This is a genomic window from Spirosoma horti (assembly GCF_054776595.1).
This window is the reverse complement of the sequence record NZ_BAAHBQ010000012.1, coordinates 40,096-66,000: the sequence shown is the minus strand read 5'-3', so window position 1 is coordinate 66,000 and position 25,905 is coordinate 40,096. Positions and strand designations below refer to the sequence as shown.

Annotated in this window: 27 protein-coding genes; 13 read left to right on the top strand and 14 right to left on the bottom strand. The window is 49.3% G+C overall.

What is annotated here, in order from left to right; genetic code table 11:
* Window positions 1-85: 85 nt before the first annotated feature.
* From ACYVAM_RS29075 to ACYVAM_RS29055, 5 genes are all read right to left on the bottom strand, one after another.
* A complete protein-coding gene (locus ACYVAM_RS29075) occupies window positions 86-2,782 on the bottom strand; it encodes an ABC transporter permease (protein WP_461073682.1) in 2,697 nt (898 codons plus the stop codon).
* A 3-nt stretch (window positions 2,783-2,785) separates the two neighbouring features.
* The gene (locus ACYVAM_RS29070) at window positions 2,786-3,112 is read right to left on the bottom strand and encodes a PadR family transcriptional regulator (RefSeq protein WP_461073681.1); all 327 of its coding nucleotides are present in this window, start codon (window positions 3,110-3,112) and stop codon (window positions 2,786-2,788) included.
* A gap of 319 nt (window positions 3,113-3,431) precedes the next feature.
* Window positions 3,432-3,956, bottom strand: coding sequence for a DinB family protein (locus ACYVAM_RS29065; RefSeq protein ID WP_461073680.1), 525 nt, complete (start codon window positions 3,954-3,956; stop codon window positions 3,432-3,434).
* A gap of 261 nt (window positions 3,957-4,217) precedes the next feature.
* Window positions 4,218-6,884, bottom strand: coding sequence for a permease prefix domain 2-containing transporter (locus ACYVAM_RS29060; RefSeq protein ID WP_461073679.1), 2,667 nt, complete (start codon window positions 6,882-6,884; stop codon window positions 4,218-4,220).
* Between the two features lie 3 nt (window positions 6,885-6,887).
* Window positions 6,888-7,223, bottom strand: a complete 336-nt coding sequence (locus ACYVAM_RS29055; protein ID WP_461073678.1) for a PadR family transcriptional regulator — start codon at window positions 7,221-7,223, stop codon at window positions 6,888-6,890.
* Window positions 7,224-7,599: 376 nt separating this feature from the next.
* Here ACYVAM_RS29055 and ACYVAM_RS29050 point away from each other — a divergent pair, with 376 nt between their 5' ends.
* Window positions 7,600-8,406, top strand: a complete 807-nt coding sequence (locus ACYVAM_RS29050) for a DUF2490 domain-containing protein (protein WP_461073677.1) — start codon at window positions 7,600-7,602, stop codon at window positions 8,404-8,406.
* 502 nt (window positions 8,407-8,908) lie between these two features.
* Here ACYVAM_RS29050 and ACYVAM_RS29045 read toward each other — a convergent pair.
* The 5 genes from ACYVAM_RS29045 to ACYVAM_RS29025 all read right to left on the bottom strand — a co-directional run bounded on the left by ACYVAM_RS29045 (window position 8,909) and on the right by ACYVAM_RS29025 (window position 11,824).
* Window positions 8,909-9,445, bottom strand: a complete 537-nt coding sequence (locus ACYVAM_RS29045; protein WP_461073676.1) for a dihydrofolate reductase family protein — start codon at window positions 9,443-9,445, stop codon at window positions 8,909-8,911.
* A gap of 401 nt (window positions 9,446-9,846) precedes the next feature.
* Window positions 9,847-10,302 carry a YdeI/OmpD-associated family protein gene (locus ACYVAM_RS29040; RefSeq protein ID WP_461073675.1) on the bottom strand — a complete coding sequence of 152 codons (456 nt, stop codon included), beginning with the start codon at window positions 10,300-10,302 and terminating at the stop codon, window positions 9,847-9,849.
* A gap of 106 nt (window positions 10,303-10,408) precedes the next feature.
* Window positions 10,409-10,660 (bottom strand): hypothetical protein, encoded by a 252-nt coding sequence (locus tag ACYVAM_RS29035; protein ID WP_461073674.1) that lies wholly within the window; start codon window positions 10,658-10,660, stop codon window positions 10,409-10,411.
* On the bottom strand, window positions 10,657-11,199 hold the full coding sequence (locus ACYVAM_RS29030) for a transposase (protein WP_461073673.1): 543 nt from the start codon (window positions 11,197-11,199) through the stop codon (window positions 10,657-10,659). The genes ACYVAM_RS29035 and ACYVAM_RS29030 overlap by 4 nt, the downstream gene beginning before the upstream one ends.
* Window positions 11,200-11,359: 160 nt before the next feature.
* Window positions 11,360-11,824, bottom strand: a complete 465-nt coding sequence (locus ACYVAM_RS29025; protein ID WP_461073672.1) for a MarR family transcriptional regulator — start codon at window positions 11,822-11,824, stop codon at window positions 11,360-11,362.
* Between the two features lie 571 nt (window positions 11,825-12,395).
* Between ACYVAM_RS29025 and ACYVAM_RS29020 the strand changes: the two genes are divergently transcribed.
* Window positions 12,396-12,590 (top strand): ester cyclase, encoded by a 195-nt coding sequence (locus ACYVAM_RS29020; protein WP_461073751.1) that lies wholly within the window; start codon window positions 12,396-12,398, stop codon window positions 12,588-12,590.
* Between the two features lie 150 nt (window positions 12,591-12,740).
* Here ACYVAM_RS29020 and ACYVAM_RS29015 read toward each other — a convergent pair whose 3' ends face one another.
* From ACYVAM_RS29015 to ACYVAM_RS29005, 3 genes are all read right to left on the bottom strand, one after another.
* Window positions 12,741-13,355, bottom strand: a complete 615-nt coding sequence (locus ACYVAM_RS29015; RefSeq protein WP_461073671.1) for a TMEM175 family protein — start codon at window positions 13,353-13,355, stop codon at window positions 12,741-12,743.
* A 79-nt stretch (window positions 13,356-13,434) separates the two neighbouring features.
* Window positions 13,435-14,208, bottom strand: a complete 774-nt coding sequence (locus ACYVAM_RS29010) for a DUF481 domain-containing protein (protein WP_461073670.1) — start codon at window positions 14,206-14,208, stop codon at window positions 13,435-13,437.
* A gap of 68 nt (window positions 14,209-14,276) precedes the next feature.
* Entirely contained in the window at window positions 14,277-14,891 is a 615-nt protein-coding gene (locus ACYVAM_RS29005; protein WP_461073669.1) for an NADPH-dependent F420 reductase, read from the bottom strand.
* Here ACYVAM_RS29005 and ACYVAM_RS29000 point away from each other — a divergent pair.
* Window positions 14,890-15,093, top strand: a complete 204-nt coding sequence (locus ACYVAM_RS29000) for a hypothetical protein (RefSeq protein WP_461073668.1) — start codon at window positions 14,890-14,892, stop codon at window positions 15,091-15,093. The two genes, ACYVAM_RS29005 and ACYVAM_RS29000, sit on opposite strands and share 2 nt — an antisense overlap.
* Here the strand turns inward: ACYVAM_RS29000 and ACYVAM_RS28995 are convergent.
* Complete coding sequence (locus ACYVAM_RS28995; protein WP_461073667.1) at window positions 15,071-15,841, bottom strand: type 1 glutamine amidotransferase domain-containing protein; 771 nt, start codon at window positions 15,839-15,841, stop codon at window positions 15,071-15,073. The two genes, ACYVAM_RS29000 and ACYVAM_RS28995, sit on opposite strands and share 23 nt — an antisense overlap.
* Before the next feature lie 125 nt (window positions 15,842-15,966).
* On the opposite strand from ACYVAM_RS28995, the gene ACYVAM_RS28990 reads away from it, so the two are divergent.
* The 10 genes from ACYVAM_RS28990 to ACYVAM_RS28945 all read left to right on the top strand — a co-directional run bounded on the left by ACYVAM_RS28990 (window position 15,967) and on the right by ACYVAM_RS28945 (window position 25,783).
* Window positions 15,967-16,317: a winged helix-turn-helix transcriptional regulator gene (locus ACYVAM_RS28990; protein ID WP_461073666.1), complete on the top strand. Its 351-nt coding sequence runs from the start codon at window positions 15,967-15,969 to the stop codon at window positions 16,315-16,317.
* A 530-nt stretch (window positions 16,318-16,847) separates the two neighbouring features.
* Window positions 16,848-17,459: a TetR/AcrR family transcriptional regulator gene (locus tag ACYVAM_RS28985; RefSeq protein ID WP_461073665.1), complete on the top strand. Its 612-nt coding sequence runs from the start codon at window positions 16,848-16,850 to the stop codon at window positions 17,457-17,459.
* A 51-nt stretch (window positions 17,460-17,510) separates the two neighbouring features.
* Window positions 17,511-18,788, top strand: a complete 1,278-nt coding sequence (locus ACYVAM_RS28980; protein ID WP_461073664.1) for a TolC family protein — start codon at window positions 17,511-17,513, stop codon at window positions 18,786-18,788.
* A 3-nt stretch (window positions 18,789-18,791) separates the two neighbouring features.
* Window positions 18,792-19,733 (top strand): HlyD family secretion protein, encoded by a 942-nt coding sequence (locus ACYVAM_RS28975; RefSeq protein WP_461073663.1) that lies wholly within the window; start codon window positions 18,792-18,794, stop codon window positions 19,731-19,733.
* Window positions 19,734-19,744: 11 nt separating this feature from the next.
* A complete protein-coding gene (locus ACYVAM_RS28970; RefSeq protein ID WP_461073662.1) occupies window positions 19,745-20,653 on the top strand; it encodes an ABC transporter ATP-binding protein in 909 nt (302 codons plus the stop codon).
* Window positions 20,646-21,380, top strand: coding sequence for an ABC transporter ATP-binding protein (locus tag ACYVAM_RS28965; RefSeq protein WP_461073661.1), 735 nt, complete (start codon window positions 20,646-20,648; stop codon window positions 21,378-21,380). Before ACYVAM_RS28970 ends, ACYVAM_RS28965 begins: the two co-directional genes overlap by 8 nt.
* A 29-nt stretch (window positions 21,381-21,409) precedes the next feature.
* Window positions 21,410-22,519 (top strand): ABC transporter permease, encoded by a 1,110-nt coding sequence (locus ACYVAM_RS28960; protein WP_461073660.1) that lies wholly within the window; start codon window positions 21,410-21,412, stop codon window positions 22,517-22,519.
* A 57-nt stretch (window positions 22,520-22,576) separates the two neighbouring features.
* Complete coding sequence (locus ACYVAM_RS28955) at window positions 22,577-23,692, top strand: ABC transporter permease (RefSeq protein WP_461073659.1); 1,116 nt, start codon at window positions 22,577-22,579, stop codon at window positions 23,690-23,692.
* Between the two features lie 535 nt (window positions 23,693-24,227).
* Window positions 24,228-24,596, top strand: a complete 369-nt coding sequence (locus ACYVAM_RS28950; RefSeq protein WP_461073658.1) for a hypothetical protein — start codon at window positions 24,228-24,230, stop codon at window positions 24,594-24,596.
* A gap of 164 nt (window positions 24,597-24,760) precedes the next feature.
* The gene (locus tag ACYVAM_RS28945) at window positions 24,761-25,783 is read left to right on the top strand and encodes a hypothetical protein (RefSeq protein WP_461073657.1); all 1,023 of its coding nucleotides are present in this window, start codon (window positions 24,761-24,763) and stop codon (window positions 25,781-25,783) included.
* Window positions 25,784-25,905: the final 122 nt, after the last annotated feature.

Below are 25,905 nucleotides of genomic sequence, written 5' to 3'. Positions count from 1 at the left end.
TATGGATCGTATACAATCCCGTAAAACGCAAAAGCACAAACGCCATGTTAATGCCTTTTGCGTTTAAACTTGACTATACTAGCCTTTATTCGGCCCGTAAACTCGTTACTGGGTTGACTAACGCGGCTTTGATACTTTGATAACTGACTGTCAGCAACGTAATCAACAGCGCACTAAAGCCCGAAGCGGCAAATACCCACCAGGATAAGTCAGTATGGTAGGCATAATAGTGAAGCCAGCTATCAAGAAAATACCAGGCTAACGGGGATGCGATGCCAAAGGCGATCACCACCAGTACCACAAAATCTTTGGAGAGCAAACTCCACACATTGGCGACTGAAGCACCTAATACCTTACGGATGCCAATCTCTTTGGTGCGTTGTTCAGCGACGTAAGAAGCGAGTCCAAACAGTCCCAGGCAACTGATGAGAATGGCCAGAATCGCAAAAAAGCTGGCCAGTTGACTAATCCGCTCTTCGGCCGCGAATTTGGCCGCGTATTCCTGATCGGCGAACTTATAATCGAACAAAACGGAGGGAATTAGCTTTTTAAAAACGGCTTCTATTTTCGGCAGCGCTTCGGCTGTGCTTGCGCCCGGATTGAGTCGGATATTGATCCAGTTGGATTGCCCAAACAGAAAAAAGACGGTGGGTTTTACGGGCTCGAATGGCGACTCCATAACCATGTCTTTTACCACGCCCAGAATCCGAAATTGCCGTTCAATGTTATTCGTCATCCACTGACTTTTCCAGCTAACTAGTTCGCCCACTGGCCGTTTGAATCCCATCAGCTTAGCGGCTCGTTCATTGATGATAAAGCCCATCGAATCGGATGCCAGTTCGGGTGAGAAATTTCGTCCGGCCACAAAGCGCCAGCCAATCGTTTTGGCATATTCAGGCGTCACACTCAATGTAGCGAATTTTTCAGCGGAAGGAGTGGACATGCCTTTCCAACGGAACCCCTCATTGGCCGACCAGACGCCCGTTATCGGACTTTGCGATTCAGAAATTTCCACGACGACGCCCGTCTGTTTGAGTTCGCTACGGAGCAGGTTACTCTTCCCGTAAAAATCGTCCGACTCCATTCGCACCAGCAATAACCCTTCCCGCGAATAACCAACCGGCCGATTTTTGGCGAACTGAATCTGGCGGAACACGATGACAGTGCCAATGATCAGCGTAATTGAAATGGTAAACTGCATCACCACCAGTACCTGACGAGGCAGCGAGGCAAACCGCCCTGTTTGAGCGCGAGACAAGCCAGTCCCTTTCAAGACCTTTACTGGCTGGAACGATGTTAAATAGAGAGCTGGATAACTACCCGCCAGCAATCCCGTCAGGATAATAAATCCCATTGTACCCAACCAGAAGTAGAGGTTCGTCCAGGGGATACGTATTTGTTTGGCAGCCAACTCATTAAACCAGGGCAACGATACCAAAACAATCAGGAGCGTGAAGCTAAAAGCCAGGAAAACAATCAGAAACGATTCACCCAAAAACTGGCCGATTAACTGGCTGCGTAGGGAGCCCACCGCTTTCCGAATGCCCACTTCCTTGGCGCGTTTTTCGCTACGTGCCGTCGAGAGATTCATGAAATTGATGCACGCCAGTAGCAACACAAAAAAGCCAATGCAACCTACCAGCCAGACGTATTGAATGGGTCCATCACTGACTACCCCATTTTTGAAATCAGAATACAAATGCCAGTTGCGCATGGGGTGCAGCCACATTTGCGGATGAGTAGCGGCTTCGGCCCCCATACTTTCGAGCCGCTGAATCACCGTCAATTCCGAATCTTTAATTCTGGTCGTTGCCTGATCAACATCGATGGTAGGCTGAAGTTCTACATAGATACAAAGGGCATGGTTATCCCATTTTTTCTCTTTCATGAACGGATTTGTCGCTAAGAAATAATCCCAGGATGCTAAGAACTCCGTACCATGAAGCTGAGTATTCTGGGGTAAATCTTCATAGATACCCGTCACGGTTAGGTCTTGATCCGTATTGATCTTCAATGGCTTACCGATCGGATCGGCCTCGCCAAACAAGGCTTTGGCCGTCGATTCCGACAATAAAATGGATTGCTGCTCCTTTAAACCAGCCCAGGAACCTCTGAGCATGTTTAGCGTAAACATTTCCGGGGCCTCCTTGTCAATATACACCCCTCTTTTGGCTACTTTTCGATCGCCCGAAGAAAGTACTTTATCGCCTAAATCGGTGGAGGTTACGATCCGTTTGAAGCTGTCCTTGTAGTTGGTTTTAAGCTCGTGAACTAAGGGGTAAGGCAACTGTTTGGTCGACTTAATTTCGCCGTGTTCAGTCCGGTTTTGCATGACTTGGGCAATCCGGTTGTAGTTTCTATGATATCGATTGAACGATAGCTCATCATAAACCCAGAGACCAATCAGCATCGCGACGGCCATACCCGCCGCTAAGCCACCGATGTTAATCGCTGAATAGCCTTTATGTTTCCCCAGCGTTCTAAAGGCAATTTTTAGATGATTCTGTAACATGTTAGGAAGGAGTAAAGATTGTGATGAATTAGAGGTTGAGACAGCCATCCGTGCGCGAAGCTGGCGGCTAATCAAATAAGGACGACAAAATCGGATGACTTCCCAGAGGTATAACCGCCGAGCGGTCGATTCGCCTACCTGGGCCACTTGCTCTTGAAACTGTTCATGCAAATCACCTAAGAGTTCCTCCTGGAGCTCGGCTGGACAGAAAAGTCTTAGTAACCGATCGGCCCAACGGGGCGGCAAGGGGCTACGTGGTGGTTGGGTCATGATTTAAGAGAAGGATAGGTTGGGGATAGCTTCCCAGAGATCATTGCGAACCTGCCGCAACTCATCCAGGGAGCGTTTGCCGTAGGCTGTAACGGAGAAGAGTCGTCTTCGGCGACCTCCCCGAGCAGCTGTAGCTCCTCCCAACTCCGATTTGACAAATCCTTTTTCTTCTAATCGATACAAGGCCACATGGACCCCACTGAGATTAATAGAGCGGTCGGTTCGTAGCTTGAGTTCTTGGGCGATAGCCAGTCCATAGGCCGTACCATTTAGGATGGCCACCGTCAGCAGGACGAGTTCTTCAAATTCGCCTAAATAAGTTCTACTCATGAGTCCGATTCGTTAGCCAGTTTATTTTCTTATTATTTGCTAAACAAATGGAATGCCATAAGCATAAATTGCACGTTATCAGTCATATATCCTGAGTTGTAGCGTACCTGACTGTCCGAAAACGTACACCTGCGTCCGGTTATGGAGCGTTTATAAGCGTGAACCTAAGAAGAAGCGATAAATTACTCGGTAGCGATTTTGTGTAAACAGAAGGATTATTAGTCCATAATTCACAATATCTCATAAATCTCTCTAAAATGAGAAGAAACAAGTAGTATGCGAATGGCCAAGGCTAAAACGGTGAACCGTGACGCTTCGGTTATTTGGCTAATCGTAGACCGAAATCATGGCGCTTATCCACTACGCGCTTAATGAGCCCAATCTGGCCACAGTGGTACATGGTGTGCTTGATGTTCCAATCAATGGCCTCCCGTTTTGTCGTGGCGATGGGATGAGGAGTCGGGGTTGGCTCTAACGGATTATCCAGTTCCCAAACGTGCAGCGTCGCCAGGGTCGCCAACGACCTTTGCTGCATAACCACTAAGTCAGCTCTTAATTTGGCTGACTCTACTTGGCCTACTGATTGATCAGGACCAGATAGGGTGAACAACTCACTATATTCTCGGATAGGAAGCTGCTGGAGCATGTCCATTTGGTGGCCTCGAATGACCATTATAGAATGGAAATACTGACTGATAATCAAATGCCCAACTTGCCAATCGATACTGGATTCGACCGTCGGCGGAATAATCTGCCACTTTGCAAGAGGCAGAGCTTCAACCAGCTTATTGGTCCACTGGTAGGCATCAGCGGTCTGGTTGATCAACATCTGGATTTCAGTCATGAGTAGTTAACAAGTTTGGCTTAGCCGAAAAGCGGATTGTATTCTTATCGGCGAAGTTATTGTAACTACTTCAAAAAGCTTGCGTGTGCTCGTTTTGAAATACGATTTTGGGGTTGTTAAAGTGAAGCGTCTATCCATTGCTAAACCGTCTCACAAAATCGCTCCTATTTTCGAGGTGAAGTGGATCTTTGTCTGGCTATCGTGGGATAAAAATTCTTTGGCTCGCCAGCGGCATCATCTACTCATAAATCGCGTGCTGTATTACTCGGCTTTTAACACCTTTACCGGCTCAATTTGCCCCGCTCGAATCGTTTGGGAGAGCACGGTCAGTAAACCTACGAGGGCAACCGAACCAAAGCCTATGCTTATATTGATAAGACTCAAAGCAAGAGGACTGCCCATTTCTTTCCTGAGTAAATCACCACAAAACAAGCCGGCCGGTACACCAATTAGCCCGGCAAGCAGAATGAGAATACCAAAATTCTTGGTAACTAACCACACCAAGTTTATCTTGTTTGACCCTAATACTTTTCTAATACCCAGTTCTTTCGTGCGCGTTTCTACCGAGTAACTGGCGATGCCTAAAATGCCCAACGCCGCGATGAGCATGACAATCAGGGCAGAGCCGCCGAAAATTTCCATTTCTCCACTAATTTCTCCATTGATTTCGCCTGAATAACGATACGCTTTTAAGTTATACAGATTGGCTGTTTTCTGGGGGAAATGGTCTTTCCATACCGTTTGAATGGCCCTGGTCGCTTCCCTTTCTGTATAGGGCTTTATTTTTATGGTCAAGGTGGTTATTTCATGGGGCAGATACCGATAGAGTAAAGGACGTTGTGGGCCAATAAGCTCATTGGGCAGGATGCCAATGACTTGTACAGCGGCAGAGTCCAGCCATAGAGTTTGCCCTACCAGGGTCTCCGATTTAGCGGCCAATAAGTTGGCGGCCGCTTCATTGACCAACACATATAGCTCCGTACGGTGGGGCATAGTTTCAGGAAAATTTTGCCCGGCCAGTAAGCGGATACCTTCTGAGTCAAGGGTGCGGGGGTCAATACTTACGTAGTTTATGGCCAGCGTTTTATCCTTTAGCGTCACCGAGTCTTTACCCAGTTTAAGGGGCTCATAGTACCAGTTAGTAGCCAGCGTCGTTTCTACCTGACTTAGCTGACTTATCTCATGTTGCAGGTTTTGATAGGGTTCCCCTTTCAACTCCAGGGTCAGCACATTGGAGGGCACGGTGGAGTGGATGATGGCCTGGTTTTGTCGATCATAATCGGCTACGATCACCACCAATATCATAAACAGGATGGTCACCGAAAATTGAACGACGATCAACGCTTTGTAAACAGCCACACCCCGGAAGCGCTTTATATTCTTCAGTTTACGCAAAACCTGTATCGGCTCAAACGCGGATAATAGCCAGGCCGGAAATGCCCCGGCGACTAAGCCCGTCATCAGGGCGTAGGTTATCAAACCTACTACTAAGGGTATATCCCAGGAGAAGGTCACATCGTCCATATCGGGTACGTAACGGGCTAAAAGAGTAACACAGGGCACGGTAAACAACAAAGCAAACAGGGCAACCAGGGTCGATTCCAGTAAAAATTGACCGATCACTTGGCCTCTTGTGGCGCCTATGGTTTTGCGAACACCCACTTCCTGCGCCCGCGAGAAAGCCCGCGCCAAGGCCAGACTGATATAATTGAAAGCAGCCAAAAGGGTTAACGATAGAATGATGACTAGCTGCGTTTTTACGTCTTCCCAACTCGTGCCCGCATGGGGATTATTTTTAAGATCGATTTTTCCCGGGGTAATCTCGTCGAGGGGTTGTGCCAAAAATTGAAGCTGGCTCTTAGCCACTTTCCGACTATAGTGCTGAAGCGTGGCATTAAGCTGCGCTAGATTACCGTCTGATTTTAACCGGGCATAAATGGCTGCGCTCTTGAAGTCTCCCCAATCTTGTGAACTAGTCGGGATGGCTCCTTTTTTTTCCAGCCCTTCAGCCGCACGAATGGATAACATGGCCTCAATGGGCAGATGGGTTGCTAAAGGCGGGTCCTGGATGATTCCTCCAACGGTATAATAACCTAACTGTTCAATTTGAACCGTTTGTCCAATCGCATTGGTGCTACCAAATAGTTTCTGGGCTGTTTTTTGGGTTAAAAAAAGGGTGGTGGCATTAGTGGCCAGGCTTTGGGCATTACCGGATAACAAGTGAAAGCCAAACACCTCAAAAAAAGCAGGCTCTGAAAATTTTATGTCAATGGGTACATCGCCCTGTTGGGTTTGCAGGTTATGTTTTCCGGCCAGCCGTACTTTAACCGTTTTTCCGACAAAGGAGACGCTGTCCAGTTGAGTCGCCAAGGGTAAGGGAGCGGTTGCCCAGTTGGTTTGTTGCCCCTCGATTGTTTCCTGGGTGAGTAGGCGGACGAGTTGATTTAATTTTGGATGAAAGTGGTCGGTATCAAACGTGGCTTTCAGGCCAGTAAACAGAATAACCCCCACGGCCATACTCAGCGACAAGCTCAGAATATTAACGAGGGAAAACAGTTTGTTTTTCCACAGGGTGCGCCAGGCGATTTTAACATAGTTGCGAATCATATCCGGATGTAGTAGAAATGGCGAGGTATGTTCAGGGGTAAAGTAAGGACGGTTGGTAGCCCGTCGCTTCGGGAAGGGCTCCTGTTGCCGGTTGGCCAGGCTAGCCACTCGACGCCTGAGGTAATAGGGGCGAATAACCTTTAACGCTTCCAGCCCATACCAGAAGCGGGCGCGCCAGGCACCGACTTGTGCAGCTCGCTGGGCAAATTGCTCATGCAGATCGCCCTGCAACTCTTCCAGCAGATCAGGGGGCGTCAACCACCGGAGCAGGCGGTCGGCCCAGCGGGGTGGCTCCTGAGGATTGGTTGAAGACTTGTTCATCGCTTAGGAAAAGAAAGGAATGGGTAGGGCTTCCCAAAATCCCATCCGGAGCTGACGCATCTCCCGCAGTACTTGCTGACCAGCCGCCGTCAGGGTGAATAGTCGTTTGCGCCGTCCGCCTCGAGCCTGGTTAGCTCCGCCTAATTCCGAGCCAACGAGGCCTTTTTCCTCCAGTCGATACAAGACTACATGCACCCCCGTGACGGACGTGGTTCGCTGGGTACGTTGCTTAAGTTCATCGGCAATCGAGACGCCATAGGCTCCCGTGGGTTGGTCTTGGAGGAGGGCCACGGCGAGTAAGACCAATTCTTCAAACTCCCCCAGGTAGGTTCGACTCATACTAAACAGGCAAAAAAAGGTATATTTCTTTAGTAGTTGTTGAACAAATAGGATGCCAATTGTATAACTGTCTAATTATCAGAAATGTAGTTTGACGAATAGTGAATGCGTGTCCGAAACCGTACAAAAGCTGTCCGATACTAGGTAGGCGTGGACCATTTATAGACCCTCCGCTTTGCTCATGGGAGCAGTCTCTTAAAAGGCTCGTGGCTGTTGCAAAAGTCGGTGAAGCCTTGAATTGGCCGGGTGAACAAGCAGTTTTAAGCTAGCTGTTAGCGTACCATTGGCTGGTAATATCTCCCAATCTAACCGGTTTTAGACTTTTGCAACAGCCACTGCAGTTATGTAAAGAAGGAAATGTAATGAACCTTACCCTATGACTCAGAACTGGTTACGTAGAACGACGTTTGTCGTTTTTTGGTTGTTGACTCTTAGCAGTTACGCTCAAAACGAACGAATTAGCGATTACAATACAGTGGGCTGGTACACTTACAACGGCGACCATAAACTGAATGAACGCTGGCAACTTCACACCGAATATCAGTGGCGTCGGATTGACTTGATCCGTACCTGGCAGCAGTCGTTGGCACGGGTAGGATTAATCTACACCCTCAGCGACCGGGTGCAGGTATCGCTGGGCTACACCAACTTTGTTACCTATCCCTACGGTCGTTATCCATCCTCGGATCAAGGCGTACCAGTACCCGAAAACCGAATCTACCAAGACATTAAAGTGACCGATACTATGGGGCGGCTGCAACTAACGCATCGGGTTCGGTTGGAGCAGCGGTGGCTGGCGCAACTCTCGGAGGTTAATCCCCGCAAGGTGGCTAGCTGGGAGTACCAAAACCGCATCCGCTACCAGCTTTCACTAACCTATCCGCTTCGTGGACCTACCGTTGACGCTGGCGAGTTTTACCTCAACGCCTTCGACGAGTTGTTTATCAGCTTTGGCCGCAACGTAGGTGAAAATATCTACAATCAGAATCGGATATCGGGGGGCTTGGGCTATCAGTTCAACAACGATTTCCAGATTGAACTAAACTACTTCAACCGGATTTTGCAGCACGCCGACCTAGAGCCGCGTACTCAAAGGCGTATCTTTGAATATAATAACGGCTTCCGTTTGAACGTCAATTATAACCTCGATTTTACAAAACGAAGGAGTCAGAGCAGCCAATAGTCTTTATAAAAGGGTAATCAACATTGAGATGCAGTATGCTATTCCGTTTTGCGTATGCGACTAACTAGAGTTTACAGTTATTAAAAAAAATCGTCTCCTTAAACGCTCCTAAGCGAGACAAATAGGTATTGGCCAATAACAATGGACTTTGGTTGGCACTATACTAAGAATGATTTACTCGTGAGGTGCCACCCTTGGCCGGTATTTGATGGGTTAAGGAAGCCGGAATGGAACTCGCAAATGTCCCGTTGTCCACAAGCCCCGTGGGGCCCCTATAAACTGACTTGCAGCCAAGAAACAGGAACGCTTCGACCAGGTTAGAGAGCTGACCAAGGCCCTCATGGCATCGCTTTCACGAGTTACTCGTTAATCTACCAGGCAACCAAGAGATCCATTCGATCTGCAGTTCATCCTAAGTATACAAATACGTTGAATTTGTAGGCTATACCTGTGCGCTTGCCACCCCTCGGTTTATCCCTCCTGGACCCGCCACCAGAAGGAGCTAATACTGAATCCGGTAGGTCATTAAAACGACACCTGTGTTGTAAACTTTAGCGGCTCCCAAAGCCAGCTTCACGGCTTTGTTGCTCTGAAAAAGGGGAATGCCTGTCCCGAACAGAACCGGATACACTTTGACTTTTAGCTCATCGATTAACTCCTGTTCCAACAAAAATCCGGCGAAACGGCCGCCCCCGCAGAGGTACAACGGGGTGCCCTGCCCAGCCTTTAACTGCTGAATAAAATCCACTTCATGCTGGTCAATAATGTGCACTTGCTCATGAGCGGGTGTCTCAAAGTGCAGCGATTTGGAAAAGATATAATGCGTCATGTGCGGATAAGCCGGTTGTCCGGCTTGCAGGCCGTGTTGGTAGCCAAATTCATAGGTTTTCCTGCCCATCAGCACGGTATCATAAGCCTGTAAGCTCTGAACATAATCCGTTACATGTTCACCCTCATACAGAAAGCCATCCGCTGAGCCATCTTCCTGAGCGATGAAATGGTCTAACGTAACGCCCACGTGATAAATTAACTTTCTCATTTGCCTAATTGGTTTGGTTGGTTGTCGCCTGCGTAGCAAAGTACGAGGTTCGTTCCCACTAAATAAGTTCAGACTCATCCCACGTTAGTAGGGTGTAAACCTGTCTACAGAACTCCGTCCTATCGTTTAGCGGAATAAGCGGGCGGGTTTGGCAGCGATCAATTCAATGCAAAGGGTTAAGTAAACCAGTACGGTATCGGATAGGAGGATGTTCCGGCGAACTAAACGCTCGAATGTTGTCCGGTAAATGGATTCGGGAACGATTTATGCCTTAGCTCGGCAGGTAAAAAAGCCAAGCTTAGCGCCCCCGCCAAGAATCCCTTAAGGACTGCCTGCGTCCACCCATTACCCCATGGCGATTTAGTCGACCGCTCGCCAAGAAGAGCCTTGAGAGCCTTGGGTTACTTTCTGCCCGCTACCAGATCCGCCATGATCTTTTGCAAACGTTTCTGGCGAGTTTCATCCGTTTTGGCACTTTCCAGAAGGGAAACGTATTTCTTTTTACCACTGGGGGAAAGCGAGTCAAAAAAGACCTTAGCGTCCTGGTTAGCCTCCAGGGTCTGTTGGAAGTCAGCGGATAGGGTGATAGGACTGGGCCCGGAACGAGGGCTTACCTGAACCGTGATGGGGTCCCCCCCCTTCACCCCCGCCTGCGCGCGAACAGCCGCACTCACCGGAATCAGGCAGTGTCCACCCATCACGCCCACCGTCGTAGCATACGTAAAGCCATTGAGCGTAACCTCAAGGGGAGGGCGTTTGCCCATCCCGAGCTGCTCGATAATTGCATCCGGCACGCGAATACCTGTGTTATTCCCGGTTTGTAAGAGAGTTGTCTCAAAAGTCAATTCGTTTTTCATCTGCTTATCAAGGCCAAACGGGTTAAAAGGATTATTTAATAGCAATATTTCGCCGATGAGGATACCGCATTCGCTTTCCCCCGGGCATCAGGCTTGCCGACAAAGCTTACGGGTTATCAATGTATTTAGGCGTGATGCTCTTGCCCGGCTCACCCCAGAGAATAGAGGGGATGTAAGCGACTTCCCACACGTTGGCCTGCTCATCAGCAAACACAACGTAATGTTCGACGATGGGCGTCTCGTCTAGCTCGTCCACGTCCCTTTTCAGGGTTATGTTATCGGCCAGCCCATCCTGGTTTTGTAGAATGCCCCCTGCGTGGCCAGATCCTCGACACCACGCGTAATCACCGTTATTCACGGCTCAATGATTTGATGGGGTAACGTAGTTCGACCAGTGTTGAATTGACCTGTCTTTAGCTTCCAGTGGACCACGGCAACGGCAACTGATAGCAGCAGGAAGAGGGTCACCCGGATGTAATTCAGACGGCGCCATTTACCGACAGCAAGGGGCAATTGCGTTGACACCCCATCGATGTTGGCCTGCTGAAAGTTCATTATGTTCGGGGCGAAATAGCCCAGCGTCCAGAGTCTGATTAGAAAGTGAGCCGCGAAAATGAAAAGCAGGGCGTTGCGCACCGGTGAAATCTGCCAGCATAAGCCGATGGCTACCAGAAACGTCATCTCGTGCAACGAATGGGCAACAACCCAGAACGTTTTCAAATCCGGGGCATAGGGTCCCTGTAAAACCGACAGGGAGGCCGGCGGTTTGGCACTCCACCTGGGAATCAGTACGGCTGTCTCAAACAACTGCGCGCCATTTACCAGAAAATACGCCAACATCGTCATCAACAGCCAAAGCTCGGCCCGGTTTAAATAGTCAGGAGTGATCATTTTCATGACTTCTTGGCTTAACAGATCTTGAATTTTTCATTCGTTCATCAGATTAGTGACTTTTCTTTTTTGACCGAATTAACGGTACCAACTCCTATTTTCGCCTTCGTTTGGCTTGGCCACGGTTGGTCTGGAGTTTACTGAAATGGGGAAAGCGATTGCGATTTTAGGGTTCATCGTTCGCTAATTCCACTGTTATTTCTTCCATCACACGGATCGCATCGCTCATGTAAGTCTGAATCACTTTTTTCTCGGCATCGGTCAGGTTCATCACTAAAGTGAAGATTTTATCTTTCAGCCGTTTATAGACGGGGCCTAATTGTTTATCGATCATGGCCCTGTCGGGTACGATAAATACTTTTCGCCGGTCGTTTTGAACGAATTCTCGTTTAACCAGGCCTAGCTTTTCGAAACGGTCGATCATGGTAGTAGTGGCGCCGGTTGTCAGACCAGAACACTTGGCCAACTCACCAGCCGTCATGGGTTGCTCATTCACCAAAATGGTCAGGTACTTATGATCCGTAGCGTTCAATCCTACTCTACGCGCAATGGCTTGGTGCATCGTAATGGTCACATCCGAAAGCTTTTTCCCTAGTTCACTGACGGTTTGGCTCAGCTCATTATCCAGCATGGATTTATCTTTATAAAAAAGTATCTTGACTGTAAAGATAAATAGTTAAAATGAACTATCAAGCATCTGCTCGAAAAAATTAAGGTACACGAAGGAGCGACACAGAAATAATAAGTTTTTTAATAAGTTAATTGAAGACCGTGCAGAGGGATAAATTCACCGGCTGACTTAGCCGAAAAGACAGCCGGTGCTAAAATTCTGATCAGCGTTCAGACATGGATACGTATCGTTTTTTCTTATAAAGCAGTCCATTAACTGGCAATAATTGGGTGGGTAATGGATTGCGGTTGACTCTGGGACCTACTCAAATACTCAATGAAGTTTCAGTCACGACCTTATATACATTTTTAGATCATCCGCTCCTGAACCGTAGTTTATCAGGTGAGGTAACCTTACCCAAAAGCCCCACTAGGTAAGTAACGATCAGCTAGCTCCTCTCAAATAATGCGAGGAAACGCTCATAAATAGGTTCCCGTCTTAGACGACGAAGTGTTCATGTATTCGCTCATTAATTCGGGGGTTAATCTGTCGATTTTTTTTAATAACTCTTAACTACTATTCGTAGCCTACGATTAAGGATATTCTGGTCGAGGGCGACAACGTGATGGTGCGGAATGTCTGGCGCGGCACCAATGACCGAACCGGCCAGCGACTCCTGTTCAATGACTTCGTTCTCTGGCGGCTGGCCGACGGCAAAATCGCCGAGCGCTGGGCTACACTAACGGCTCCGTGGTGCAATAAGCTAAAGGCTTCGAATCCGGAATAGAAGTTCGAGGCCTTTAGCTTATTGCACCGATCAATTTCCTGCCTATTACCGGCAGAGCACCCTACAAACCAGCCCCCAATTAGATTTTTAGCACGTTGAAGGCCTGGTTCCGCTCCTGTGTCCCACCCCCCCCGGAGCCGATGATGCCCCTTAGTGGGTTGAAGGGACTTGGCTTGTGTTGAAAAAAATGAAATAAAATGGGATAAGAGTATAAATAGCCAGCGCCAGCCACGGACTAATAAACCCAAAAACTGCACCCGTACTGTAAAGCAGCGGTCCGAAAAGCAGCGACTGCCGGGTTACCTGTTTAAAGGCAGCCCGATTGATGCTACCTTGCAGAACATCGGCCTTGCGTTGCGCCTGCCAGCGAATGCTCGTGAAGGTAGCCGACATGAGAGCCATCACGACTCCGAATACAAGGATCGAAACCGGATTATGGAGATAATCGCCCAGCAGCGCCGTTGGAAACGGGATGAACGAACACCAAAGCAGGAGCAGCGCGTTAAGCCAGAAAATCCCCTGTGTGATGTTGGCGATCTGGTTGAAAAGCCGGTGGTGATTTACCCAGATGACGCACACCATCAAGAAACTAATGATCCAACTGACCAGCTTCGGCACCAACGCATACAGGGCCGCGCTCAGTTCGCTCACGGACTCGGGCTGGTGGATAGGCGGCACCTTGATTTCCAGCACCAGGAGGGTGACGATAATGGCAAAAACGCCATCGCTGAAGGCCTCGACCCGCACTTTTGTGAAGTACATCATAATCAGATTTTACGGGGGGAATCAATAGGTTCGGACTGGCTCAGCTACCCGGATCAACCAGACACCATCATCGGACTTCTCATCGGCCGTGCCTTTTTCGGAACGTATAGGACAAGCCAACGGTCAGAATTTTATCGTCGGGCTGAATTTTCGCAATCACCACATGTTCATGCGTATAAGTATAAAGTGCGTTGAAAGCCAGCCCCCGCCAGCTGGGGAAATCAACACCAATGTCGTACTGCCACCGGTAATTGTGGGCATCTGAAAAAGCGGGCTGGTAGTAGGCATCGTAATAGAGCCGCAGGTGGTTATCGAGCCAATAATGCCAGCCGCCCAGCCAGGTTGTACCGCGCCAGAGACCAATGGTTGGCGAGCCGTCGTAGCGCGTTTCGGAATAGGTGCTGGCCGCGAAGCGGGTGTTTTCATACACGGCTCCGGCCGACAGTTTCACTACGTGCCGGGGCGTGTTGACGAGTTGCCGTGTGGCGCCAGCTCCCGCAAAAAAACGCAGGTCGATTTTTCGGCGGTAGTTGGTCGAGATGTAGGCGATGGCAAACGGATAAAGCCGTCGTTCGGGCTGGTAATAGAGAAAATTCCGGCTGAAAAGGTCCCTATCGGCTTTGACTGAATAGAATGATTGATACAGACTGGAATTCTGCGACTTGACTACCCACGATAGAACCGGCGAGGCCACGACATCCAGCTTACTGCGCACGGTAATCACCTCCACATTGCCCTGCTGGAAATTACCCGTCAGCGACGCGCGTATCTGAAGTCGGGCCGTATCGCTCTCATTCAGTTGGGCCAGCGCGGGCGTGACCAGGAGACAGAAAAGAAAGACTAGTCTGGTCATACAGTAAAGCTATTGAACCGAATACCTCGTCGGGTTGACTCCCAAGCCTCTCCTGGCCACGAGATGAATTACCGGTTTACAATCTTGAGGGCTACATTTCGACCGAGTCCTGTGCCAAAAGCCAGCGCCATCCACACGAAGGCCAATTGCTCCACCATCCCAATTTTGGTGTCATCGCCGAGGTCGTAGCATTCGGCAAAGCCCAGTTCGCGGGCCAGCCCTCGGACCGTCTCTTTGGCTTTGTGGCTGTTTCCGGCCATAAACAGATCAATCCCTTCGCCGTTGTAGCTGGGGCTGCCAAGGTTCTCGAAACCCGTTGTGTTAAAGCACTTGACCACATCAGCACTGTCCGTAATGGCTTTCAGCGCGGCTACGGCATTGGGATAGTCGGGCGTTCCGATCGGGCCATTGGTGGCATCGACAAGGTATTTCCCGTTGGCTGATCCAATCTGCCGGGCAACCTCGACCACTGCTTTGGCCGGTGTACAGACGATTAATAAATCAGCCGCCTGCGCTGCCTCCGCTATGGCATGCGCGGTGATGGATGGATACGTTGCCAACCGTGCGTCGGCCTTAACGCTGTTGGGGTTTCGGACACCCAAAAAAATTTGATGACCTTTTTTGGCAAAGCCTTCGGCCAGGGTACGGCCGATGTTCCCGGCTCCAATAATGGCAATATTCATGGGCCTTATCGAGTTTATGATGCGCCTGTTCCTAGTGGCCGGCCCGGCGAAGGGATACCAGCCGGTTGGTTCTTTGTTGGGTTGTGATGGCTTCAAAAAGGAAATGGACGTGGAGCAGGCAGAAGCAATCAGCTCACTTTTGCCTGCTCCTGCGTCAGCACCGAGTTTTGAGGAACCGGTTATTCGCCCAATGCGGCAATAATTACCCTGGCGGTTTCGGCGCCGGAGAAGTTCTGCTGGCCGGTAATCAGGTTGCCATCCCGAATGGCGAACCCGCGCCATAGACCTGCCTGCACGTAGTTGGCTCCGAGTTTTTTGAGTTCATCCTCAATCCGCCAGGGCATCACGTGCTTGTCGCGGGGAAGCGAACCAGACTCCCAAACGGCGTTGTCGGCAAAGTCTTCCTCGACGTTGGCAAAGCCCGTAACGGTCTTCCCCTTCGCCAGATACTCGCCGTTCGATAGTTTGGCATAGCGTAGAATCGCGGTGCCGTGGCACAAAGCCGAGGTCACTTTCCCCGCTTCATAAAACGCCACGAACTTGTTTTGCAGCTCAGTTGCCATGTCAAAGGTGAACATGGGAGCCTGTCCGCCCGCTACGACCAGCGCATCGAAATCATCCACATTCAGGTCGGGGACTGGCCTGGTGTTATCGACCAGCGCGCGCAAGTGTTCGGTATGAATGAAGCCCTGCGAGATCAAATCGGACGATGAATACCCGCTGGGGTCGCTGGGGTCGCTCATGGCATCCCCTTCGCATTTACCCCCGTTGGGACTGAAAATCTCGACCTGGTAGCCTTTTTCCGAGAACTCGAAGTAAGGGTGAGCCAGCTCACTCCACCAGAAGCCGACCGGCCAGCCGGTAGTCGTGGATAGGGCCGGGTTAGCCACGACGATAGCGACGCGTTTGGGGCGTTCAGGATTGACAAGATTGGGATCTTTTAAACTCATGGCCTGAAGTAGTTATGGTAAGCCTGAGCAAATATAGCGGGCGGTATATACCTTTGTAAAGGTATGTACACCGAAGTATGATACTCTCCTTTTAGAGAGTGTCTGTAAATCAGTTACTTATAATTATGCCTGACTTTCTTCACGACGGTAAGTTGTACTATAACCCGGTTGAGTTTGCCATGAACTTCATCGGAGGGACCTGGAAAATGCCCATTTTGTGGCGGCTGAACAAGCAGGTGATGCGGTATAGCGAACTAAAGAAATACCTGCCTCACATCAGCCACAAAATGCTGACGACCCAGCTCCGGGAACTTGAGAAGCATGGTTTTATTACCCGCAAAGTATACCCGGTCGTGCCTCCTCATGTGGAATACCGTATCACCGACAAGGGTCGGCTGGTGATTCCGGTGATTGAAACGATCCGGCAGTTTGGCCGTACGTTGATGAAAGAAGCCGGGATTCAGGAGGCGAAATAGAGCATCAGGTAATGGTACAGATTCAACATGTCAAGGCATATGCGACGGATGGTGTTGGACGGCTATTAAAAAATCACCGTCTCACAATTCGCTCTTACTTGAGACGAAAGAGTCTTCATAAATATGCTTCAAAAAATGGGCCATTTAAAAAGCGACAATACCTCAAACACAAACCCATTTTTGGCGTAGGACGAAATAGTTACCCCATCGCCATTGCAGTCGTGAGTCAATGCCCGTATGCACCCGTCTTCCAAGAACATGTATTCGTTGCTGATTGCCAGGCTTTAAGAGAAAAATCGTTCTTGGATAAAAATCGCTCCTAGAAATCTGCACAATTTCAGCAACGACTGTGTTCGACCCAGGTATACTATTCTAATAACATTTATAAGTATTTTTCTGGCCATTTAGGTTTAGGTCATATGAACACCCAAATTACTCCCCCTAAGTCGATTGTCTTCTCACAAAAAATAAAAACTAAACACTTGTTTAATTGCCTGTTTATCTTTTACCTTTGTTCCGTCGATTGAGCTATGGCAGAGGAAGAACAGGACGCGCAACTGAAAATAAAAAATGCCGCCCGGAAAGTATTTCTGGAGCAGGGGTATGAAGGGGCTAAAATTCGTCAGATTGCCGACGAAGCGGGCGTCAATCTGGCTATGGTCAATTATTATTTTCGTAGCAAAGATCTGTTGTTCAAAAGCATATATCTGGATACATTCCGGGAATTTATGAGTCGGATGGTGTTGATGCTCAATGAAGAAACACCGCTGGAGGTAAAAATCTGGAAAATCGTTGATCGATACACCGATTTTATACTTGAAAACCCCCTGTTACCCATGTTTGTCATCACCGAACAGCGGCAGGGTGGTAGTTCTTTCTTTAAAGAGATGAACGTCAAAGGTATTATTGAAAATTCGTACTTCCGTAAGCAGTTACTGGAAGAAGCTCAGAAGGGTCATATCCGTTCCATAGATCCTTTACAGGTCATTGTGACGATTTTGAGCAGTATCGTTTTTCCAGTCATCGCCCAACCGATCATTTCGTATGTAGGGAGTCTCGATGAGACCAATTTCCGGCAGTTTATCGAGAGCCGGAAGCAGATTGTTCCCGAGATGATCATGAGCTACCTGCGACAATTTTAAATTTTTTTACCCATTAATTAAACAACCGTTTAGAACAGATGTTTGGAATCTATGAAAACGTATCTAACAAGCGCCATCTGGCTGGTTTGGTCGCCACTGCTGGCACAGTCGGGTAGCCCGATGGCGGAGGTAAGACTGGAGCAATGTTACACAGCCGCCCGTAGCGCTTACCCACTTTTGAAACAGCAGGGTATCCTGCAACAAACGGGCGATCTGGCCATTGCCTCACTGGCCACCAATCGGCGGTTGCCCCAATTGTCCATCAACGGGCAGGCGTCGTGGCAGTCGGAAGTAACAACGATCCCTATCGAGTTGCCCAATGTGTCGGTGCCGGTACTAAGTAAAGACCAGTATAAACTGACGCTCGATGCCAGCTACGCACTTTATGACGGGAAGCTGACCCGCCTGCAAACCGATTTGCAACGGGCCACCACTGCCACGGCTCAGCAACAGGTAGAGGTGGAATTACGTCGGCTGAACGATCAGGTGAACGCTTTCTTTTTATCAGCCCTGCTCACCGACGAACAACTGCGCCTGACTCAGGTCCTGTTGGCCGAGCTTCGCAACCGCATCGATAAACTAACCGCCAGCGTGCGCTTTGGTACGGTTGCCCAGATGAATGTCGACGCTTTACTGGCCGAACGACTTCGTTCTGAACAACGCCTGGCCGATCTTAACGCCACCCGTCGCGGGCTTCGCGAGTCCCTGCGCTTGCTGACCGATCTGCCGATCTCCGATAGTACCCGACTGCTACTTGATTCGCAGCCTTCAGATCTGTCGGATATACCACTGAACAGACCCGAATTTCAATTGTATAAAAGTCAACATTCGCTCTACGAAGCGCAACGTCTTCTGGTCGACAACCGCCTGAAACCTCGCCTAAACCTGTTTGCTCAGGGCGGTGCCGGCCGGCCGGCCCTGAACTTCCTGAACAATGACCTGCGGGGCTTTTTTATAGGTGGCCTGCGGCTGAACTGGAATCTGTCGGCCGCCTATACCATCCGTAACGAACGACAGATATTGGCACTTAACCAGCAATCGGTAGCCGTTCAGCAGGAAACGTTCACCAAAAATCTGTCCGTACAACTCCGGCAGCAACAAACCGAGATCGAGCGGCTCCGGGATCAGCTTGGGCAGGATGCCGAGATCGTGGCTCTCCGCACCCGAGTGCGGCAAGCGGCTGCCGTACAACTCGACAATGGCGTACTGGCCGCCCGCGATTATACCACCGAATTGACAAACGAAAACCAGGCATTACTGAACCAGAAACTGCATGAGCTTCAACTCATGCAGGCTATCATTCACTATCGAACCTTAACCGGAAACTGATCCATGAAAACAGCGCAACTCCCTCTGCTTTGTAGCCTCCTTGTGCTACTATTGGCTTGCCAGAACGACGACGATACCGCCGATGCTTATGGCAACTTTGAGGCTGTCGAAACCACCGTATCCGCCCAGGCAACCGGCGCACTGCAAACGTTTACTGCTCAGGAAGGTCAGAAACTTCGGGCGGGTCAGGTGATTGGTCAGATTGACATCAAACAACTGAAACTCCGCAAAGCACAGTTGCTGGCTAGTGAACGGGCAGTTCGGAGCCGGACCCCCAATGTGTCGGCTCAGTTGTCGGCTTATGAACAGCAAATTGCCGTTCAGCAACAGCAGTTAAAAACCCTTCAGCGCGAGAAAGTGCGGGCTCAGAATCTGATTGCTGCCGGAGCTGCCCCTACCCGGCAACTTGATGACATTGTGGCTCAGATGGAGGTCATTGACCGCCAGATTGCCCTGATTCGGCAACAGCGGGCCGCTCAGGCGTCGGCATTGGGGACGCAGCGGGGCGGAACCCTGGCCGAAACCGCCCCCTTATCCGAACAGGTAAAACAAATTGACGATCAGATTCAGAAATCATCCATTGTGAACCCGGTGGGCGGGACCATCACGGTCAAGTATGCCGAACCGGGCGAGGTGGTCAGTTATGGGAAACCGCTTTATAAAGTAGCTGCCTTATCCGACATCACGCTACGGGCTTATGTGGGGGGTGACCAGTTGGTCAGTGTGAAGCCAGGCCAGAAAGTCAGCGTCTTTGTCGACGCGCCCAATGGCAAACTCAAACGATATGATGGCACAGTGACCTGGATTTCCAGCAAGGCTGAATTTACACCCAAGGTCATTCAGACCAAAGATGAACGGGTGAATCTGGTGTATGCTCTTAAAGTACGGGTTAGCAATGACGGCGCGTTGAAAATCGGAATGCCGGGCGAAGTGCGATTCCAGTAACCGATACAACTATGGACGCTATCCGCATCAACCATATATCGAAAGCGTACGGGACCACCCAGGCGGTGCAGGACGTTTCGTTCAATGTCAGGCCGGGCGAGTTATTTGGCCTCATCGGACCGGACGGAGCCGGGAAGACGACATTATTTAAAATTCTGGTCACCCTGCTACGACCAGATCAGGGTCAGGCTATGGTAGCCGGGCGCGATGTATTGCAGGCATTCCGGTCATTGAGGCTGCATATTGGCTATATGCCGGGCCGGTTTTCGCTGTACCCGGACCTAAGCGTAGAGGAAAATCTAAGCTTTTTTGCCACCGTTTTCGGCACCAGCATCGCCACAAACTACGATCTTATCAAAGATATTTATAGTCAGCTGGAGCCCTTTAAAGACCGTCGTGCCGGTGCCCTGTCGGGGGGTATGAAACAGAAACTGGCCTTATGTTGTGCCCTGATTCATAAGCCGGAGGTCTTGTTTCTCGACGAGCCAACCACGGGTGTTGATGCGGTGTCGAGGAAGGAGTTTTGGGATATGCTCCAATTATTGAAACAACGGGGGCTAACCATTCTGGTATCCACGCCCTACATGGACGAAGCGGGCCAGTGCGACCGCATCGCGCTCATGCAAACAGGCCGGATTCTGGCAGTCGATACCCCCGCCGGAGTAGCCCGGCTCTTTGCCAAACCGCTCTTTGCCGTGCGGGCTACCGATACATTCCGGTTGATCCAGGACCTGCGGCAAGCCCCCTTTACGGAGACCTGCTACGCGTTTGGCGAATTTCTGCATCTGACCACCCACGAGCAAACCAAACCAGAAGATATTCACCACTACCTCGACCAGCACCGACATGAACAAGTGGTTGTCAAACCGATTCAGGCGGGTATAGAAGATAGTTTTATGGCCCTTATGCAACATGAATAACGCCGTCGTAACCAACAGGCTTACCAAAAAATTTGGTGACTTTATTGCCACCAACCAAATCACTTTCGAGGTGGCTCAGGGTGAAATCTTCGGATTCCTGGGGGCCAACGGAGCCGGAAAAACAACGGCTATGCGGATGCTTTGCGGCCTGCTGACGCCAACCTCCGGTGAGGCCCGGATTGCGGGCTTCGATGTGTATCGGCAATCGGAACAGATCAAGCAGGTGATTGGCTACATGAGTCAGAAATTTTCCCTCTATGAAGACCTGACCGTGCGCGAGAACATCCGCTTTTACGGGGGGGTCTACGGTTTGAATCGTGCCGACCTACGCGCCAAGTCGGACAGGATTATTCAGCAGCTGAATCTGGGAAGTGTGGCCGATTCGCTCGTGGTATCGCTGCCTTTAGGCTGGAAACAGCGACTGGCCTTTTCGGTGGCGTTGATTCATAACCCAAAAGTGATCTTTCTGGACGAGCCAACGGGAGGTGTCGACCCTATTACCCGCCGACAGTTCTGGGACATGATCTATGAAGCGGCTCACGGCGGCACGACCATTTTCGTGACCACCCATTATATGGACGAGGCCGAGTACTGCAACCGCGTGTCGATCATGGTGGATGGTCAAATAAAGGCCCTGGACACACCTACTGAGTTGAAACGCTCGTTTGGTGTAGACTCCATGGATGGCGTCTTTCAAATTCTGGCACGTGGTACATCAACGAAATAACTTATTGGCTTTTACCACTCCTTACGCCCATGAACCGCTTCCTTGCTTTCGTCAAAAAGGAATTCTTCCACATCCTGCGCGACCAACGGACCCTGCTAATTCTGTTCGGGATGCCGCTGGCGATGGTGCTTCTGTTTGGCTTTGCGCTGACCAATGAGATCAAAAACGCCAATATTGCCGTGCTGGACTTCGATCATGGTCAGCATAGTCGGCAAATCACCGATCGGTTACTATCGTCGGGCTATTTTCAACTGATGAAAAACCTGAGCCGCTTTCAGGATATTGAAGCGACGTTTCGGCAGGGAAAGGTGAAGCTGGTTGTTGTTTTTCCGGCCAGTTTTACCAACGACTATGCGCATGGCCGGAAGGCGCAGGTGCAGCTACTGGCCGATGCCTCGGAGCAGAACACCGCTATTAGCCTGACGAATTACGCAACCAGTATTATTCAGGGATACCAGAACGAGCAAAACCCCGTTGGGGCGGTCCAGCCGTTGCAAATTAACGTAGCCCCGCGTATGGTGTTCAACCCCGAACTGAAAGGGGCCTTCGTGTTCGTTCCGGGCGTTATGGCGTTGGTGCTGCTGTTGGTTTCGGCGTTGATGACCTCGGTGACCATCGCCCGCGAGAAAGAGACCGGCACTATGGAAGTTCTCATGGTATCGCCCCTGTCACAGCTTCAGATTCTGTTCGGTAAAGTGCTGCCCTATCTGCTGCTGTCGTTCATAAACGGCTGCGTTATCATTGCACTTGGTGTTTTTCTGCTTGGTATTCCACTGCATGGCAGTCTGCTGTTGCTGCTGAGCGAAACGCTTTTATTTATTTTTCTGGCGCTTTCTCTGGGATTGCTCATTTCAACCCTCGCCGATACGCAACTTGTGGCCATGTTCGTCTCCTTATTGTTGATGCTGATGCCAACCATTTTTTTATCGGGTTTTATTTTCCCCATCGAAAGCATGCCCCCCTTTCTTCAACTCGTGTCGAACATCATTCCGGCTACTTACTTCATTGCCATTGTCAAAGGCATCATGATCAAAGGCGTTGGCCTGACCGACCTCTGGCAGCCGACGCTGATTCTGCTAGGCATGGCCACCGTGCTGATGGCGGTGAGTCTTCGGAATTTAAAACCACGACTGGACTAGTTGAGCAACGGAATTCGCTACCAATGACCGTGTTCTGACAACCAAGCACTAAACCATATGAATCGCACCCTGTATATGATCGAGAAGGAGTTCAAACAGCTTTTCCGCAACGCCGTATTGCTCCGGATGATGCTGGCAGCTCCAGTTCTGCAGTTGATTCTATTAGCCTATGCAGCCAATTTCGAGGTAAAAAACCTCCGCATTGCCATCGTAGACCAGGACCATACGACCTATGCCCAGCGGCTGGTGAGCAAGTTTCGATACATCGATAACTTCCAGTTTCAGGGATACCTGCCAGCGTATAAATCGGCCTACCGTGCCTTACTTGGGGGACAGGCTGACCTGGTTCTGGTCATTCCACCGTATTTTGAGCGTGATCTGGGCAAGGAAGGGCAGTCGTCCGTACAATTGCTGGTGAGTGCCATCGACGGCACCAAAGCGGGTATTGGCTCGGGCTATGCGCAGGCCATCATCCGGGATTTCAACCAGGCGATTCGTCTGGAAACGGGGGTGATTTCAGGCGACCAGACTGCTCAGTTGGCCATTGAAAATCAATACTGGTATAACCCTCGTCTGGAATACAAGACGTTTATGGTGCCGGGGATTTTATTTGAGTTGATGTTGCTGATCGGGGGCATGATTGCGGCTCTCAACATCGTTCGGGAAAAAGAAATCGGCACCCAGGAGCAGTTAAATGTAACACCCATCAAAAAGCATGAATTTATTTTGGGAAAACTGACGCCCTTCGTTATCATCGGGATGGTACAGTTTACACTAGGTCTGGGCGTGGGGGTGTTCCTGTTTCATGTACCTGTAGCCGGAAGCCTGCTGCTCCTCTACGGATTTGCCTTTCTCTTTTTACTGCTTTGCGTAGGGCTTGGTCTGCTGATTTCGGCCATTTCAGAAACGCAGCAGCAGGCCATGTTCGCCGTGTTTTTCTGTCTGGTGCTGTTCATCCTGCTGAGTGGCCTGTTTTCGTCCACAGACGATATGCCCCAGTGGGCGCAGTATGTCAACCTGTTCAACCCACTCCGATACATCATTGAAGTTGGCCGCAATGTCATGCTGAAAGGCAGCACTCTGCGGGATATGCAAACGCAGTTTCTGGCGTTACTGCTCATGGCCATTTCCCTGATCGGGCTGGCGTCCTGGCGGTACCGAAAAACAATGTAAATGAGCAATTCGTCATTGCGGACGATTTTTTCTGTTGTTTCTGTTTGGTTCAACAAGTCCATGTTAAACTCGTATCTGTTTCACCGGTAAGATCCAACAACTTCATTGATATAGATTCTGGTTGAACGGATACTGGCGTTCTTAACGAAAAAGAGGCATGTCCTACCGTACAGTAAGGAAGTTAAACCAAATGGAATACGGGTAAACTATATACCCAGGAGAGCACCAGAATGGTATACAGTTTACCACTTTGAGTTAGAAGCGTATACTCTGCGGGTCTGCATGATTGGCAAGCGGTTGTGTTGTTTTGGGAGCGAGTTGAACACCTCATCCGTTACTGTATGATTTGTTGTGGATGTATGCCGACAGTGCGTTTGGTGGTCCTTTTAACGAACAGTTGGACACTATTTATGAAATGTGCGTGGTAACCTTTTTGATTCCTATTACAACTCAGCCCATTGAAAAAAACTAGTTATTCATCAGCGTCGATGGATTGTGACACATACCTTAACTTTTAAAACTCATCTTGTAGTCTATGGAAAAAGATCTGCTACTAAACCAGTTACTCATAGATTACAATCAATGGGTAACGAGCTTAACGGCTTCGGTTAGGCAAATGGAAGACGATCTGATGCAATTAAGGCGACTGAAGCAGCAGAATCCTGATATGGAACAATTATTCGATTTTCTAATTGAATGTACCGCCGGACGGCAAGCTTTCATGAGTTATCTCTGCCAACTGTGCTTAAAACGCATAGAATCCTTAGCTGCCGAGAAAGACCCGACTTTAGTAGCCATTCTCTGGGGAGCACACCCGTCTTTAAGACAACTAATTGAATCAAACCAAATGGCAGTGCAGGAAATCAGGTTGAACTACGCGGTCCTGTTGACCAATCGAATCTAATTTTGTTAGTACGTATGCGACTAACTAGAGTTGACAGATATTAAAACCTTTGTCTCGTAAAAAGGCTCATTTTTTGCTTCAGTGGAGTATGTGACGAATTTGGTCCCTTTTTTTAGATCCACTCCGCAGACTTATTTTCGCGTCAATAATCATCACACCAATCGATGAGTAGCATTCATTATTTTCAACGGTACTCCCAGCCTGAGAACGTTGCCACCAACAACACGCTCCTTTTATTTTCGAGACTCTACCAGTTAGCGCCTTACAAGTTCACCCAGTTTTTAAATGAGCTTTTGAACGATGCCGATTTACAGACTGGAATTTTATTTACGCAACAGGTTGCCGGAAAAGGCTCTGTACCTGACGGAGTTATGGCTCAAGAAAGCTTTAAAGTCATCATTGAAACGAAACTCCACGACAAATTTTCAATTGACCAGCTTACAGCTCATCTATCAAGTTTTAGCAACGAGCAAAAACAAATTCTACTAGCCTTAGGCCCTCGTAATCTTGCCGAGAAGCAACGCATTGAAGTTGAACGCATAATAACCGAAAGTCACCACTCAAGCGTAAAGTTGATAAGTACAACCTTTCAAGCCATTATTGACGTGATCAGAAGTGTATTAGCCGAGTACGATTTTGAGTTACATGATCTGATTAATGACTATGAAGGCTACTGCGTACAATCAAATCTTCTGGATGTATCCCATAGCTTACTAAGAATTGTTCCCTGCGGCTGGTCCTTAAAGTTGAACGTTAAATACAACATCTATTTCGCTCCCTCCAACCGTGGTTATAGCAAACATAGTTACGTAGGCCTATACGCAAATCTAAATTCGGTCAAAGGGATGTACTACGTCGGACGATTGGTCAATACCATTCAGGCCAACCTAGTTTCAAACTCCCTGTTAGAGATCATAAGCGCGACTGAACCTCCAACCGAGTTACAGCTACAGATGATTACTGATTGTATGAATGAAAGCCTGCAAGAGCAAAAAGTATCCATATCGACTGGACATACGTTTTTTTGCATCGAGCAATTCTTTAAGACCGAGTATTTGAAAAAATCAAAATACGGAATGCAAGGTACCCGGATTGTCAATTTGAAAAGCCTTCTGGGTGGTATCCCCTCGGGAGCTATTGAGATAGCCAGTAAATTGAATGGACATACCTGGGAAGAAACCCAATAACGGTGGGCACCAGATTACGAAACGCACATACGCAAACGCCTCGCAGGTTCAAGTCACACTCTCTCTGCAATTTGGTCTCAGACTCTGTATTGTTAATTTTCTTGATCTGGCTTCCAAAACGC

Bases quoted from the DNA above. Each gene is read 5' to 3' on its own strand.
- ACYVAM_RS29030 (WP_461073673.1), bottom strand. From the start codon at position 11,199: ATGAAAATGATCACTCCTGACTATTTAAACCGGGCCGAGCTTTGGCTG.
- ACYVAM_RS29065 (WP_461073680.1), bottom strand. From the start codon at position 3,956: ATGACTGAAATCCAGATGTTGATCAACCAGACCGCTGATGCCTACCAG.
- ACYVAM_RS28945 (WP_461073657.1), top strand. From the start codon at position 24,761: ATGAGTAGCATTCATTATTTTCAACGGTACTCCCAGCCTGAGAACGTT.
- ACYVAM_RS28950 (WP_461073658.1), top strand. From the start codon at position 24,228: ATGGAAAAAGATCTGCTACTAAACCAGTTACTCATAGATTACAATCAA.
- ACYVAM_RS29010 (WP_461073670.1), bottom strand. From the start codon at position 14,208: ATGACCAGACTAGTCTTTCTTTTCTGTCTCCTGGTCACGCCCGCGCTG.
- ACYVAM_RS28980 (WP_461073664.1), top strand. From the start codon at position 17,511: ATGAAAACGTATCTAACAAGCGCCATCTGGCTGGTTTGGTCGCCACTG.
- ACYVAM_RS28995 (WP_461073667.1), bottom strand. From the start codon at position 15,841: ATGAGTTTAAAAGATCCCAATCTTGTCAATCCTGAACGCCCCAAACGC.
- ACYVAM_RS29070 (WP_461073681.1), bottom strand. From the start codon at position 3,112: ATGAGTAGAACTTATTTAGGCGAATTTGAAGAACTCGTCCTGCTGACG.
- ACYVAM_RS29015 (WP_461073671.1), bottom strand. From the start codon at position 13,355: ATGATGTACTTCACAAAAGTGCGGGTCGAGGCCTTCAGCGATGGCGTT.
- ACYVAM_RS29055 (WP_461073678.1), bottom strand. From the start codon at position 7,223: ATGAGTCGAACCTACCTGGGGGAGTTTGAAGAATTGGTCTTACTCGCC.
- ACYVAM_RS29040 (WP_461073675.1), bottom strand. From the start codon at position 10,302: ATGAAAAACGAATTGACTTTTGAGACAACTCTCTTACAAACCGGGAAT.
- ACYVAM_RS28955 (WP_461073659.1), top strand. From the start codon at position 22,577: ATGAATCGCACCCTGTATATGATCGAGAAGGAGTTCAAACAGCTTTTC.
- ACYVAM_RS28960 (WP_461073660.1), top strand. From the start codon at position 21,410: ATGAACCGCTTCCTTGCTTTCGTCAAAAAGGAATTCTTCCACATCCTG.
- ACYVAM_RS29005 (WP_461073669.1), bottom strand. From the start codon at position 14,891: ATGAATATTGCCATTATTGGAGCCGGGAACATCGGCCGTACCCTGGCC.
- ACYVAM_RS28970 (WP_461073662.1), top strand. From the start codon at position 19,745: ATGGACGCTATCCGCATCAACCATATATCGAAAGCGTACGGGACCACC.
- ACYVAM_RS28975 (WP_461073663.1), top strand. From the start codon at position 18,792: ATGAAAACAGCGCAACTCCCTCTGCTTTGTAGCCTCCTTGTGCTACTA.
- ACYVAM_RS29060 (WP_461073679.1), bottom strand. From the start codon at position 6,884: ATGAACAAGTCTTCAACCAATCCTCAGGAGCCACCCCGCTGGGCCGAC.
- ACYVAM_RS29075 (WP_461073682.1), bottom strand. From the start codon at position 2,782: ATGACCCAACCACCACGTAGCCCCTTGCCGCCCCGTTGGGCCGATCGG.
- ACYVAM_RS29045 (WP_461073676.1), bottom strand. From the start codon at position 9,445: ATGAGAAAGTTAATTTATCACGTGGGCGTTACGTTAGACCATTTCATC.
- ACYVAM_RS29000 (WP_461073668.1), top strand. From the start codon at position 14,890: ATGGGCCTTATCGAGTTTATGATGCGCCTGTTCCTAGTGGCCGGCCCG.
- ACYVAM_RS28985 (WP_461073665.1), top strand. From the start codon at position 16,848: ATGGCAGAGGAAGAACAGGACGCGCAACTGAAAATAAAAAATGCCGCC.
- ACYVAM_RS29050 (WP_461073677.1), top strand. From the start codon at position 7,600: ATGACTCAGAACTGGTTACGTAGAACGACGTTTGTCGTTTTTTGGTTG.
- ACYVAM_RS29025 (WP_461073672.1), bottom strand. From the start codon at position 11,824: ATGCTGGATAATGAGCTGAGCCAAACCGTCAGTGAACTAGGGAAAAAG.
- ACYVAM_RS28965 (WP_461073661.1), top strand. From the start codon at position 20,646: ATGAATAACGCCGTCGTAACCAACAGGCTTACCAAAAAATTTGGTGAC.
- ACYVAM_RS28990 (WP_461073666.1), top strand. From the start codon at position 15,967: ATGCCTGACTTTCTTCACGACGGTAAGTTGTACTATAACCCGGTTGAG.